This window comes from Pseudomonas sp. Wu6, assembly GCF_019891515.1.
Lineage (GTDB): Bacteria > Pseudomonadota > Gammaproteobacteria > Pseudomonadales > Pseudomonadaceae > Aquipseudomonas > Aquipseudomonas orientalis_A.
Map to the genome: position 1 here is coordinate 1 of NZ_JAFLXH010000030.1, position 13,305 is coordinate 13,305.

The 13,305-nt window shown below is 52.3% G+C and carries 12 protein-coding genes and 1 other RNA gene; 2 read left to right on the forward strand and 11 right to left on the reverse strand.

The window, feature by feature from the left end; translation table 11 throughout:
* Positions 1 to 365 precede the first annotated feature (365 nt).
* The 8 genes from J1G34_RS19525 to J1G34_RS19560 form a co-directional block, all read right to left on the reverse strand.
* Positions 366 to 2,234 carry a DNA/RNA helicase domain-containing protein gene (locus J1G34_RS19525; protein WP_222994509.1) on the reverse strand — a complete coding sequence of 623 codons (1,869 nt, stop codon included), beginning with the start codon at positions 2,232 to 2,234 and terminating at the stop codon, positions 366 to 368.
* Between the two features lie 24 nt (positions 2,235 to 2,258).
* Entirely contained in the window at positions 2,259 to 2,642 is a 384-nt protein-coding gene (locus tag J1G34_RS19530; RefSeq protein WP_222994510.1) for a nucleotide pyrophosphohydrolase, read from the reverse strand.
* 566 nt (positions 2,643 to 3,208) lie between these two features.
* On the reverse strand, positions 3,209 to 3,910 hold the full coding sequence (locus J1G34_RS19535) for a hypothetical protein (protein ID WP_222994511.1): 702 nt from the start codon (positions 3,908 to 3,910) through the stop codon (positions 3,209 to 3,211).
* Between the two features lie 880 nt (positions 3,911 to 4,790).
* A complete protein-coding gene (locus J1G34_RS19540; protein ID WP_222994512.1) occupies positions 4,791 to 5,312 on the reverse strand; it encodes a hypothetical protein in 522 nt (173 codons plus the stop codon).
* Between the two features lie 92 nt (positions 5,313 to 5,404).
* Positions 5,405 to 5,623: a hypothetical protein gene (locus tag J1G34_RS19545; RefSeq protein ID WP_222994513.1), complete on the reverse strand. Its 219-nt coding sequence runs from the start codon at positions 5,621 to 5,623 to the stop codon at positions 5,405 to 5,407.
* Between the two features lie 155 nt (positions 5,624 to 5,778).
* A complete protein-coding gene (locus J1G34_RS19550) occupies positions 5,779 to 6,552 on the reverse strand; it encodes a DUF1828 domain-containing protein (protein ID WP_169994967.1) in 774 nt (257 codons plus the stop codon).
* Positions 6,533 to 7,021 (reverse strand): hypothetical protein, encoded by a 489-nt coding sequence (locus J1G34_RS19555; protein ID WP_222994514.1) that lies wholly within the window; start codon positions 7,019 to 7,021, stop codon positions 6,533 to 6,535. Before J1G34_RS19555 ends, J1G34_RS19550 begins: the two co-directional genes overlap by 20 nt.
* A 27-nt stretch (positions 7,022 to 7,048) precedes the next feature.
* Positions 7,049 to 7,285, reverse strand: coding sequence for a hypothetical protein (locus tag J1G34_RS19560; RefSeq protein ID WP_222994515.1), 237 nt, complete (start codon positions 7,283 to 7,285; stop codon positions 7,049 to 7,051).
* A 584-nt stretch (positions 7,286 to 7,869) separates the two neighbouring features.
* Between J1G34_RS19560 and J1G34_RS19565 the strand changes: the two genes are divergently transcribed.
* Together J1G34_RS19565 and J1G34_RS19570 are read left to right on the forward strand one after the other, a co-directional pair.
* Positions 7,870 to 8,100: a hypothetical protein gene (locus tag J1G34_RS19565; protein ID WP_222994516.1), complete on the forward strand. Its 231-nt coding sequence runs from the start codon at positions 7,870 to 7,872 to the stop codon at positions 8,098 to 8,100.
* 729 nt (positions 8,101 to 8,829) lie between these two features.
* Entirely contained in the window at positions 8,830 to 9,378 is a 549-nt protein-coding gene (locus tag J1G34_RS19570; RefSeq protein WP_222994517.1) for a GNAT family N-acetyltransferase, read from the forward strand.
* Between the two features lie 184 nt (positions 9,379 to 9,562).
* Here J1G34_RS19570 and ssrA read toward each other — a convergent pair.
* The 3 genes from ssrA to J1G34_RS19585 form a co-directional block, all read right to left on the reverse strand.
* Positions 9,563 to 9,959: a transfer-messenger RNA gene (ssrA, locus tag J1G34_RS19575) on the reverse strand.
* 93 nt (positions 9,960 to 10,052) lie between these two features.
* Positions 10,053 to 10,331, reverse strand: coding sequence for a hypothetical protein (locus J1G34_RS19580; protein ID WP_065883919.1), 279 nt, complete (start codon positions 10,329 to 10,331; stop codon positions 10,053 to 10,055).
* A gap of 137 nt (positions 10,332 to 10,468) precedes the next feature.
* On the reverse strand, positions 10,469 to 13,279 hold the full coding sequence (locus J1G34_RS19585) for an FAD-binding and (Fe-S)-binding domain-containing protein (RefSeq protein WP_222994518.1): 2,811 nt from the start codon (positions 13,277 to 13,279) through the stop codon (positions 10,469 to 10,471).
* Between the last annotated feature and the right edge of the window lie 26 nt (positions 13,280 to 13,305).

Consider the following 13,305-nt stretch of genomic DNA (forward strand, 5'->3'; position numbering starts at 1 on the left):
GTTCATGGATGGCGCGAGTTTTTGTGGGAAAATTCTGAAGGTTTGCCAGCGGAGCTTTTGAACCCTAGAAACAACAAGACCCGCACTAGGCGGGTTTTGTCGATGCTTTGAAATACCGGGGTAATTTGAAAAAAATCGGTATCTATCTGTTTTTTCCGGTTAATAATTTATTGGTCAACTTGCTTGGAATACCAGTTGGAACGCTGCGTGGTCTGGATTCCGATGGACGGTGCTTTTTGAGCTCCGCCCGATAAACGAATCGGGATCGAATCTATCAAGCAAATGGTCGCGCTGTTGATTGATGCCCCTGCGCGTACGATGTCCCCACTCGCCGCACGTACAGGGGCTCCTAGCAAACGACAGCGTCAATAATTGCTGTGCTGGTTAAGCCGACTCTCGAAGTATTGCGCAGTCTCTTTGTCTGTGCAGTACAGGTAGCAACCCTTCATCCCGCGTGTCATCAGGGTTCGGTATGTATTTTTGATGATCACGTCTGTTTCTTTTTTCGCGAGGGTAGGTTGCTCTTTCATCATTTTTTTCCAGCCGCGAATTGATTTATCGTGCTTGTCGCGCTCATCCGGGGATGTCACTACCTTACCGTCACGTACGACTAGGTCTGGCCCGATGATCACCCCGATGTAGTCGACTTCCAAACCCTGGCAGGTATGAATGCAGCCAACCTGTTCGATGGAGTTCTCAGCGATGATCCATAGGCTGCCATCCTGATCCAGGTTCCATTGGCGTTTGTAGTCACCAATGACGATATCAGTTGCGGTGGGGTCTTTCTTGCTCAACCAAGGCCAGCAATAGCCCGCGACCACACGAGCCTTGTTTCCATGGTTTTTCTCGTCAATGGCGTCATGCAATGCCTGAGGCGAGTCGAACACCTTGAACTCGTACTCCGAGGTGTCGAGCGTCGGATTTGCTGTCGAGCGAATGCCAAGGACGTCATCCAGCCATGCCATGTAACCGTCAGAACCGCTGCAGCGAAACTGTGAAGACAGCACATATTCCTCGACCACAGCCCCCTTGGCTTCGGCAAAGGCGCGTATAGCCTGCTTGCTGCCTATGTCGCTCAGGGTCACACGTTGGTCTTCATCGATGAAGAAAGTTGTGCATTTCGCTGATTCAATCAGCTCCTTGATCTGGTTTTCGCCAAGGTTCCCATAAAGCCCGCTTTTCTCATTCAGCCGGTGAGCTTCGTCCACGATAAGCGCATCGAATGTATTGGGCTCAGTGTCGATGAACGCCCCAGAGCCTGAAAAGAAATTCGAGAAATGGCTGCGTTTGATGGTGCCAACCAGTTTGCTTTCGTAGACCTTGCGTGGGGCGGCATTCTTCGAGACATATTTGCTTAACAGCCTCAATTCTGTGAGCCTCACCAGCAAATTGATAGCCAGAACAGTTTTCCCGGTGCCCGGCCCCCCCTCAATGATCAGCACCTGTGGTGCCTGGTCCGAGGCTTCGCTTGCTGCCGCAAGCGCTGATTCAAAAATTGCTTTTTGATCGTCAATCAATACGAACTCTGGCTTGCCTGTCATCAGCCCTTCGAGGGCTTCGGCTAGCGCTTTGGACGGACGGATTTTCCCATCGGACAGTTCGTAGAGAACCTCTTTGTTGTCGCCGTGAGCAATATGCTTTTTCAGGAAGCTTCTAAGTTTGGTGAGCTCCTCCGGCCCTTTCAGGAACAGTGGCGCTTTGCTGATGTGGGGCTCGTAGTGAGCTGAGTCGATGATGCCGTCGCTGACGTAGTTATGAAGGTAGGCACACGGACGGATCTCGATGCTTTTGTCATACACCGCCTCGTTGAAACCCTCCAGCAGCGCGGCGTATGACCATACTTGATAGGACGGGTGAATGGTCTCAACGAGGCCACCACCCAATGCCGTTTTGACGATGGCATCCTTGGTAGTGGCGCTCGCCTTGCTCCATTGCTTTAATTCGATCAAGACGGCTTTTTTTGCCTGATTTTCGTCGCGACCTGTGAGCAGAAAATCGATGCGCTTCGACGACTGCGGAATGTGCAGCTCAATGGCCAGGCCCGCGTCGCTCGGCAGGCCTTCATCCCTAAGGACCTTGGCCATATACATTAGAGATCCTTGCCAAGACCTGATTTCCGACTTGCCAACGGTCTTGCCGGTGGCTTCCTTGAAATGCCTGAGGATCACCTCCTCAATGTCATCGTTATCGTTGTCTTTAAGAAATTGCTGTTTGGTCGCAGCGTAGACGATCACGGGCTGTCCTTAGGTTCGAGTTGTTCAGAGTCGGTCGTACTTTTTGCTGCTGCTTTTGGCTTTATCCACGGGGTACTTCTGGCCGTTCGAGGTGAGTTTCCGTGTCACCGCTTCGTTGAGATCAACGCCGAGTACGCTGCTCAGGCGAACCAGGTACATCAGTACGTCCGCCAATTCGTCTTTTACGGCTAGGCCGATTTCGGGATCTTTAGCTACGGAGAGCGAATCGGCATCGCTCATCCATTGGAAAATCTCGCACAGTTCTCCTACCTCGCCAGTGAGCGCTAAGATGAGATTTTTTGGGGAGTGGAACTGCTGCCAGTCGCGGTCATCTGCGAAACGCTGAAGGGATGCGGCAAGCTTCACTACGTCAACCAGTGGCGCGGATGAGCTGTCTGAGTCACTCACTGTGCTATCTCTTGGGTATTATTTAGTGGGGGCAAAAAATGTGTAGGAAAACCGACCTTGGATTGTAGGAGTTTTTGTTGTTTGCGCGGGTTTTTTTGTGTTTTTCTCTCATATGCTGTGTGCTGGCCGAATTGCTCGCCAGCGTTCGCTATATCCTTTGAGCGTGGCAAAATGGGCCGGCTACAAACAGGTCTTCCAGTGCTTGTCGGCGGGCATAGCTCAGTTGGACGCGGCGACCCTCATGCCCACCGACCAGCGTCCTTTTCTTCACCCTGTTCGTTTGTTTGCAGATAGAGCAGCAGCACTTTTCAGAGGGGACTAACGCTGTCCCATTGGTGTTCGGTCGGCAGGACGCCGGGGGAGGTGTTGATGAAAAGCTGCTGAGACGCACCAATATCGGCATTCATCCATAGCGATTTTCAGCAATATTCGGTACTCCAGATACAGCGAAGCCCGCACTGGGCGGACTTCACTGGTTTCAATTGGTGGGCCGGGGGCATTTGAACTCAATGGTAAATGCCCTGAATCCGTTGGTGTTGAGAGTAATGAGAATGTGCTCTCTTGAGTTATTCACCAATGAATTTTTGAACCATTTTAAGTGATGCGATTTGAGATTTTAAATTTTTGCTCTCAGTTGGAAACGAGATCAGATCTTGTATTTCTTGGCGGCTAGACAGCTTGAATGCATTGGCTAGTGTGAATTTTATCAGGTGATCAATTATTTTGCATAGTTGAAAGTTTTTTTGTTCTATATTAATCGGCTTGTTGCCACCATGGATGTGTGTGTTTCGAGAACAGCGTAAAGACTCCATTAGCCTTTCGTGTAAAGCTCTTTCCTCATAGAAGAATGCCACTCTTTTTGCTATTTTTTCAGAGTTGTCGGTGATAGTAAGTTTTTCTAAGGTTACCCATAGTTTCATGAATCTTAACTCAGTGTCTTTGCTGTCTGTCGCATCTGCATAGCTGGTAATTATAGATAGGCAGTGCTCATAATAGGGGGATTTATTAAGTTGACGCAGTCTGTGCGATAGTTCTTTGTAAGTCCTTTCAGGAGATCTTAAGGAAATTGCATTTGTTTTTTTATAGTTAGGCTCGTACCAAAAATTATCGCTTGCTGACTTTCCGTTTGGAAAGTGTAGTGTGTGAGCTTGCCCATATTGAATTATGCTTTTTGTCGGATACTCGTGTTCTTTGTTGTTTGAAAGAAGTTGCATGTTTTTAACGAATCCTACTTGCAATAAAGACCTGACGATGTCCATCGACTTCATAGCATTCCTGAAGGCATGCTCTGGGTTTATCGCCTTTGTAGTTATTGTGACGAAAGTAAAATTTTCCTGCTCGGAAAAGTCATGGCCAGATTGACTTTCGATTTGCTTTGATCTTGAGGATGCGTATTTTTTTGGGATAATGTTATGAAAGCTTATAATGCAATTATGTACGGTTTTTCTTGGGGTATGGTAAATTTTTTTGACGTTTATTGAAGTGACTAGTATGAATGTTTTAATTTTGGATTTGCTTGTGTTTACTGCCCTGTCAAACTCTCTAAGTATTTCATCTGGCTTCTGAATCTTGTTTTTTTCGAAGCAGCAGATTAAAGAGCTCTTAAAATATAAGTAAAGTGTTTCGTTGTCGAGGTCGTGGTGGTGGGTAATAAGACTAAAAAGTGCGTCGAAGTAGAATGTGGACTCCATGTTGTAGCCCGTTCTACCGTCAGGCGTGACACTAAAATTTTTACGTATTATATTTATAAGCTCTGTTGGTGTTGATTTTTTTAGCCAGCTTGATCTCAATTTAAACTCCTAGATTGAGGCGGTGAAGGCAGATTCATTTTAGACACTGATCGCTTTAATTTTATAATGGGTTGACTATTGCGCAGTCATTGTTCCTTGGATTTCCCACGGCGCTTCCGACTTTGAACCATTCGAAAATTTCGGCAGGCTCGCCTTGGTATAGCACCTAGAGCCGCCAGTCGTAAATGCCCACCTTACCGTCAGCGCATTAGATGGTAATGCGTACGAAGCCGTCACCGTCAATGAGGACTTGGGCCAAAGAGAAAAGAGATGAAGGGAAGTCGTCTAATTATATATGTGGCGCCATACCTGTCTTTTAGCGCTACCTTCATCTATTCGGGTGTCGCCAAAAAAACGACTATTGAATGATCGGGTGAACGCCGAGTAATTTTACTATTAGACGATACTTTTGTCCCTCGTTGACCCACTCCAATTCGACAGTTTCACCAAGTGAAAGGGATACCGTCTTGTTTATTGAACGAAGGCTAGCCTTCCCATCCTGGCCCTTAACGCTATGGTCGAAACTAACAGTTGAATTGATACGACCTTCTTTCTCGAATTGCCCAGGATTCTGGGGTTCCGGGGCAATCATCAAACGATAACCATATTTCTGCGGAGCGACGCGAGTGATAGTTCTCTTACCTTCCTGATATTGCTCAATAATTGCGCTATTATCGTGATGCGCCAGCATCCCAGAGTGGCCATCTACAGCCACAATAAAAAAGCTTGGTTCTATTTTTTCATTATTAATATGTGTACTATTGATCCGCTCAAGATTTGCCTCATAGCTAAAACGGTAATTTCCATTTGGTTCTGACGCGAAACAATTGATCGAAAGTATGAATGAGGTAATGAATGTTAAGAGTTTGCTAGTTTTCATTTGGTGTCCATTGGTTTAATTGTTCAATTACTTATGAGTGTTAAGCTCGGGTATCCACTAATCAATAAGCTTTTAATTACCAACTGCTTTTGCTATCTGTCAGCGTTCCGCTGTAATCGGGCTAAGCCTTGCTTTTTGTGCCCGGCGTTCTCTCCAATTGTCTCCAGCGCGCCACGGATGTTCTCGCCCATGTTTGTGGTGTCGCTGTCTTTCGCCCACAAAGTAATTTCCATAATGGCTGCCTCAAGGGCGAGCTGGTTCTCGTAGATGCGCTCTAGGACGTCAGGGAGGGAATACTCAGGGGAGGGCATTGCTGTGTCTCCATCTGTGGTGCGCTGAGCGTAGACCAGGCAAGTGCAACCGGCCAGATCAAATTGCTGACAAAGAAATACCAGATCGGTGGCGGGCTATGGATTCAGTTCGGGCATGGCAGATACTAGAAGCCCGGCGCTGGGCCGGGCTTGAGTCAGTGGACAGCGGAACTGTAATGTGCCTGAAAGTCGCTGAACAGTATCGTTGGGGACAGCCCGCCGAGAACATTGATTTCGTCCTCGGCTTTTTGTTTCTTGTCCCGATCATCAACGATGAACAATACATCAACTGGCTCTTCGGATTTATTGATGATCACGGCCTTCCTAAGCCGAGCGTTGATTGACTGTTGCACCGGGGCGACAGCGTCAACATAGGTATCTCCCCACAAAAAATCGAAGGTTACATCAATCTTGCCGACGCGGAGAGCAGCATTCCTGAGCAGCTTTCTTTCCGGGTCTTTAGCCCGAAGCAGCATCTCGACCTCTTCAGTCAATGAGAAGTCGGTATCTCCCTCGGAGAATCTGTCTTCCTCCCATGTAGCGATTGCCGCCATGAGCCGAAGAATCTTCGCCCCCCAAATATCGAGATCGCCCTCAGGGAAAACGCATTCAAAGGCTCCGGCGCTGGTCAGCTCAAAACCGTGGCGTACGCCGAGATTTTCAAGGCCTTTCCAGTTTCTCTTGTCGCCGAGAGCGTATCCAAGCGAGCGAAGCGCGAAGATGGTTATCCCGTCATCGGTAAATTCGATATGGTTTCCTCGCTTGATCAGGTAAAAATCAAGGGGCTTGCCTCCTGGCAATGTTATAGGCGTGCTGATGTAAGTAGCTGGACCGCTACCAACATTGACGGTTTGGCAATGCCACCCCGATTTTGAGAAAAAATCTCCGCATCCAATGCTGCACATACCCTTACCCAAATAGATCGTCATCGAAAGGAGTCGATATTGAACGACCGTTAACGCTCATAATTCTAGCGTGTCGTACGAATCGCTCAACCCATCTACGCTCAGTGGCCCCACTGATCGACGATCGGACCTTTTTCGTTACTTGAGCCAAGCGCTCGTCACCAAGATGAAGATGAGGCCCGAACATGTCCATTCCTTTTTCTCTATGGGACCGCTCATGCACCGGCCACACTTCAAGCATGAAGACGCGACGCTTTTCCTTGCCCTCTCGGTACATGAGCCCATAGCTGACGCGCTCTCCCATTCTCCCAGGCTGAAATTCGCCTTTGAAGTAGAGGTTGGGAATTGTTACGCGACGATCATCCAGCAAGCCACTTGTGGCTTCGAGCCATCCGCTGTGAGAGGGTTTTTCGGACCACTCCACATCTTCAGATAGGAACTTTATCCGCTGGCACCATTGGCGACAGTCGTCTAGCCAGGTGTCTTTGTGCATTGCCGCTCCTTGGTATTATCGGTTTAATCAGGACCTATCCCGCACAATTCTTCCCGCCTTCACCTCATCCGCATAACCCGCCAGCCTGTCCTCTGATTCTTGAAGGCCGATTGCAATCCTCTGCATCTCCAGGGCGACTTCCTCATCGCCGGCGGCCAGCATGCGCTCGGATACTACAAATAAATCCACTCCAGCCCATACGAGCAGGGCCGCAGCCTCTTTCAGGTCGCGGCGTAACTGCTGATTGGGCTTAAAGACGGGCACTCTGTCTTCCCTCGCTAGCTGCTTCATTTGAGAATGTATAACTTATTTTGCTGAGGCTCTATGCAGTTTTTCTTGGAAGGAAAGGTTGTCGCAGAAGGGCTCTTTTTTTTCCGAGTGCCTGAGGGGGATGTGTTTTGCGGCGCGCTCAGCTCCTGCGGACAGCCCCATTGACTCTCGAGCCATTCGTCATACTTCCATAGCTATACATGATTCGTCCGTCGATTTTCGACCAAACATTCTCAGGGATGACGTTGCGCTCTCGTTTCCGTTGCAGGGCTTTCGGGGTGGTGCCCACTAGTTCGGCCATTCGCTTTTCTGTGACCTTGTCGTGACCAGACCCATCTCCCAGCTTTTCGGCTGTTGTCATGATGACGCTCCTAAACGCGCTGTAAGGCTCTCAGTCTTCTAGGATCCTGAACTGGTAGTGGCGGGTATTGTGCTTTCGCCATTGTTTAAGCACGCATGCTTCATGCCAATTCATCCAAGTGCGCAGCTTCCGCAGTACTTGGCAGATGCAGGAATATCAGGGGACATCCCGCATCTGGTAGCTTCAGGGCATCAACCACACTGGACGGGAATATTGGATGTCGATCAAAGTAACTGCCCCACTTGTTAATGGCGACTTGTGGGATCCGCTTAACGACAAATCCTCAGGCGAGGACGTTGTCGAATTGATATGTGGCGATGACCTACGCCCGCCTCCCACCAGCGTGGTCATCACGGTTACTACAGAATCGGGCAAGCGGGTCGAGGTATGGATTCCGAACTCGGGCAGCGGCAAGGCCAGCGTTAGGATTGACGGCAAGATGGTGTAAGGAGGGCGATGGGCTTGTCGTCTAAATCCACCTCTAGCTACCTCGCATTTATTGACCTAAGCCGTAGCTAACTAACGTTAAAGTTTTAGACAGTAGACATATGGAAGCCAAGTGTTTCGTGGCCTATGCGTCTTTCCAGCCCATACTGCTGCATCACCTGCATCTAGGAGGCCTGAGCCCTACCTGATGTCTTGGTGGGGTCTAGCTAGTGGGGCTCTTGCCCAAAGTTAAAAAATGATAAGCACGTAGATCTGCAGGCAGCAGTCCTGATCGGAATGGAAGGCCCCATCTGACAGACGGAGGCACAAGCTCATGCAAGTAGGATGAGGATAGTTTATGATCGCCGCCCGCAGAGGTATTGCTATTATTTTCAGCTCTCCGTAGGCTGGCGCTGAATCGCCAGCCTACGGAGAGCTAAAAAACGCATTGTTTTCCGAATTTTCTGGTCAAGATCCGGTCTACACGGCAGATACACTGACATAACCTGCCTGATCTCCTCGCTCCTTAGGGCTGAGAGGTCTCGCGACTACTCGTAAAGAGGCTATAGCATGGCTGCTAAACCAATCATTGAATCTTCGCCTGCACTTTCAGCAGACGAAAGTCGCGCGCTCGTCGCACGGTTGGGTACCGTCGGTCTTACGCATGAGCGCAAAGCAACGCTTTGTTCCTACGCGTCGGCCGCTCAAAAAGCTTTTCAAAAGCGAAGCGTCGAACGGAATTGAGCCCTGAGTGAATCTTGATGACTTCATCCTTGCACCTGTTGATGATGTTGATCAAGGTATCTTGGACTCATTTACTTCGGGCGATGCTGACCTTGACGTTTTCCTAAAGGAAGACGCTAAGTTGTATGCTAAGCACGGTATTACGTCGACTACGGTGGTTTTCTTAGATCAGTGCCCTTCCCCAGTAGGTTTTTTTAGTCTTTCTTGCGATAGCTTAAGGCTGGAAGGGGTTGAGCTGACTGAGTTAGGGTTGCCTTTTCAGGCGGCAATAGATTTTTTTCCTGCAGTGAAAATCACAAAGCTCGCAGTTGCAAAAGACTTTCAGTCCCGGGGTATTGGTGAGGTAATCATCAATTTGATCCAGGGTATATCCTTCACGCCCCCGTTCTCCGCACGGCTTTTGACGGTTAATGCTATCAACCGTGAAGGGACGCTGCGTTTCTATAGCAGGCTTAATTTCTTGGAAAGCAGCCGCAATGCCGCCGTAGCAGGCCAGCGAAAGCGCGGTGTGCAGGCTGCAACCATTTTGATGTACCGCGACCTATACCAGTCCTGAGACTACATCGGTAGTCACAATGCCACGCTCTCCATTCGCTCAAGATCAATCTTTATCTCGATCTGTTTGGTGGTGTCAGCAAATATGCTGTCATTAAGCTGTCATTCCGGAGCCAAAACGACCCATTCAGGCACAAAAAAAGCACTTGCGATAAACGCTAAGTGCTTGATTTGTATGGCATATTTGGTGGAGCCGGGGGGATTTGAACCCCCGTCCGCCAGTACTCCGCTGTCGGTACTACATGCGTAGCCGTTTCTATTAAGTTAACCCTCAGCGACCCGAAGGGCAGGGTGCTTTGGGCGAGTTGTGTAAGTTTTAGCCGCTTCGTCCACAACGTACTGCACGGCGATTCTGTTCTATATGACAATCACTTTGGGTTTACAGACATCCCCTGGTGATTGCTGGACCCGAAGGTACCAGAAGCTCAGGGCTAAGGCTGCTTACGCAGCGAGAGCGAATTCCTGGCCGTAGTTTTCGTCATTGGCAACTATAAGAAGTTGCAACAGTGGATTTACGAGTTCTGTTACCAACTCGGCATGCACCTAAAGTTTCGCGACCGGCGTCGAATCCTAAACGGCCCCGTGCTTGTAACTCGTTGTTTCTAGTGAGTGACAAGCTTGTGCAGTGTACGCCAAACCTTCACGAAAGGCCAACCCGAAGGTCGGCCCTATCGCTTACTGACCGCCTTTCTCGCTGTTCTGCAGGTCTTGCAGGGCCTTGGAGGTGATTTCGATGCACTTCTTGTCATCACCGGCCGCGTGGGCTGCCTTGGCTTGGGCGACGGCGGTGTCGATTTCGCCGCTTTTGCCACTGGTGTCGGTGGACAGCAGGGCTTTACCGTTGTTGATTTTGTCCAGGTTGATCTGGCACAGGTCTTTATCACCGGCTGCAAAAGCAGGGGATGCCAGCATCGCAGCGGTAATGAACAAGCCAGCAAGAGCGGAACGCTTCATAGGGTATCTCCTTGCGCAAAGGGCTCGACGCTGCTGGCGTTGAGGGGCTGCCAGCGACATCACTGATGAGCCTCGTTTCTCGAGGCCTATGCAGATGACTACACCGGCGCGCAGGGGTTCTGTTTTATTTTGCGGGCTTAATGGGCGCGGGCCTGGGTGACGCGGTCCACCAGGTAGACCAGCCCGTGATAATCGATGCCGCCGTGCAGGCTCAGGCCGATCTCGCAGGTGCGGCTGGTGGAGATGCCTTCGCTGCAGTGTTGCACCGCGTCCTTGAGGCTGCGCAGTGAGTGGGCGTTGAGTTCCGGGGTGGTGAAGCCTTTGTCGCCGGCAAAGCCGCAGCAGTGAATGCCTTCGGGGATGACGACGGTCCTGGCGCAGCGTCGGGCGAGGTCGATCAGCGCCTGGCTTTCACCCAGGTGCTGGGTGCTGCAGGTGACATGGACGGCAATGGGCGCCTCCTGCGGCGTGAAGTCGAGGCGGTCCATGAGGTGGGTGCGGATGAAACGTACGGGGTCGTAGAGGTCCAGGCGTGTCTCGCCCAGGTCTTGCGTCAGGCGCAGGGTGCACGGGCTTGTGTCGCAATAGATCGGGTCGAGGCCGCCACGGCTGGCGTGGAGCAGGGCGCCGATCAGTTCCTGGCGCTTGTGTTCGGCCTGTTCGGCATAGCCTTTGGAGGCGAAAGGTTGGCCGCAGCACAGGTTGTCCTGATGGTCGGGAAAGACCACTTGGTAACCGGCTTTTTCCAGCAGGCCACGGGTTTTGTCGTACAGCGACATTTGCTCTTTATCCCCCGCTGCCGGGCCCATGGCGCGTGAGACGCACGCCGCCAGGTAGACCACCCGGGGTCGCTCGTCGGTGACGGTCGGGCTGAAGCGAATGGCTTTTTCCGGTTGTGGCATGGCGTTGGTCCACTGCGGGACTTGCCCTTTGGACAGCCGGGTGACGGTGGCCGATAACTTCGCCAGGCGTGGGGCGCCCAGCAGCATGCGCGCGCCGTTGGCGACATGCAGGGTAAAGCGCGCACCTTGCAGTGCGGTGGCGAAATGGGTGGCGAGCCATTCAGCGGTTTTCGTACGGTCGGCGTCGCGGCTGCGCAGCTTTTTCACCAGGTCGCCGGTATTGATGCCTACAGGGCAGCGTTGGGCGCAGAGCCCGGTCGCGGCGCAGGTGTCGATGCCTTGGTAGTGATAGGCCGCTTCCAATTCGGTGGTATCGACGCCGGCGCGTTGTTTGGCCTGGATGTCGCGCCAGATCACAATGCGTTGGCGCGGGCTCAGGGTCAGGCCTTTCGACGGGCATACCGGCTCGCAGAACCCGCATTCGATGCACTTATCCACAAGCTCATCGGCGGCGGGCAGGGGCTTGAGGTGTTTGAGGTGAATCTGCGAGTCTTCGCTGAGCACCACGTCCGGGTTGAGGATGCCGTTGGGGTCGAGCAGGCGCTTGAGCTGCCACATCAGTTGATAGGCATCGCTGCCCCATTCCAGTTCGACGAACGGCGCCATATTGCGACCGGTGCCGTGTTCGGCTTTCAACGAGCCACCGAACTCAACCGCCACCAGCTGTGCAACGTCGTCCATGAACGCTTGATAGCGTGCGACTTCTTCCGCGCTGTTGAAGCCTTGGGTGAAGACGAAGTGCAGATTGCCTTCCAGTGCGTGTCCGAAAAGGATGGCTTCGTCGTAGTGGTGTTTGTCGAACAGTTCGATCAAACGGTTGACGCCAATCGCCAGCTGCTCGACCGGGAAGGTGACGTCCTCGATGATCACGGTGGTGCCGGTTTTGCGTACGGCGCCTACGGCAGGGAAGGTGTCCTTGCGAATCGCCCAGAGCCGGGCGTTTTCCAGCGGGTCTTCGGTGAAGTCGACCTGCTTCTCCACCGCAAAAGAGGCGAGTGAGGCCATGATCAGCGCCAGTTGTTCATGCAGTAATGAAGGAGACGCGGCGCGGGATTCGATCAGCAGCGCGCAGGCATTTTCCGACAGTTGCTGTACGAACGCCGGCATGCCCGGTTTGTTCTGTACCGAGCGCAGGCTGCGCCGGTCCAGCAGCTCAACGGCCGACACCGGCTGGGTTTTCAGCACGGTGACCGCGTTGCAGCAGGTCTCGACGTCCGGGAATACGATGAGTGCCGAGGCTTTGTGTGGGTGATCGATCACCGTGTCGTAGGTCACGGCGCTGATAAACCCCAGCGTGCCCTCGGACCCCACCAGCAAATGGCTGAGGATATCCAGCGGGTCATCGAAATCCACCAGGGCATTCAGCGACAGGCCGGTGGTATTTTTCAGACGGTATTTGTGGCGGATTTTTGCCGCCAGTTCGGCGTTTGCCCGCGTCTCGCGGCCCAGTGTGGCCAGACGTTCCAGCAGCGCGCCATGGGTGTGGCGGAAGGCCTGGATGCTGGCGGGGTCTTCGGTGTCGAGGCGGCTGCCATCGGCCAGGACCAGACGAATGCCTGCCAGGGTGTGGTAGGTATTTTGCGCCGTCCCGCAGCACATGCCACTGGCGTTGTTGGCAACGATGCCGCCGATCTTGCAAGCGTTGATCGACGCCGGGTCCGGCCCGATCTTGCGCCCGAATGGCGCCAGCCAGGCGTTGGCCTGAGCGCCGATGACGCCGGGTTGCAGGCGGATCTGCAGGCCTTGCGCGCGAATTTCGCGGCCATTCCACTGATCACCCAGCACGATCAGCACCGAGTCGCTGATGGCCTGGCCGGACAAGCTGGTGCCCGCTGCGCGAAAGGTCACGGCGACGCGGTCGCGCTGGGCCAGTTGCAGCAGCGTGACGACTTCGTCTTCCGACTCCACGCGTATCACCAGCTGTGGGATCAATCGGTAAAAGCTGGCGTCGGTGCCGAAGGCGAGGGTGGAAAGTGGATCGTCAAAACGACGATCCTTCGGGATCAGTTGTGCGACGTCGCTCAGGAATGCGGCAGGCAGGCTCATCGGTCCTCCAGAAATAGCTGGCGCCG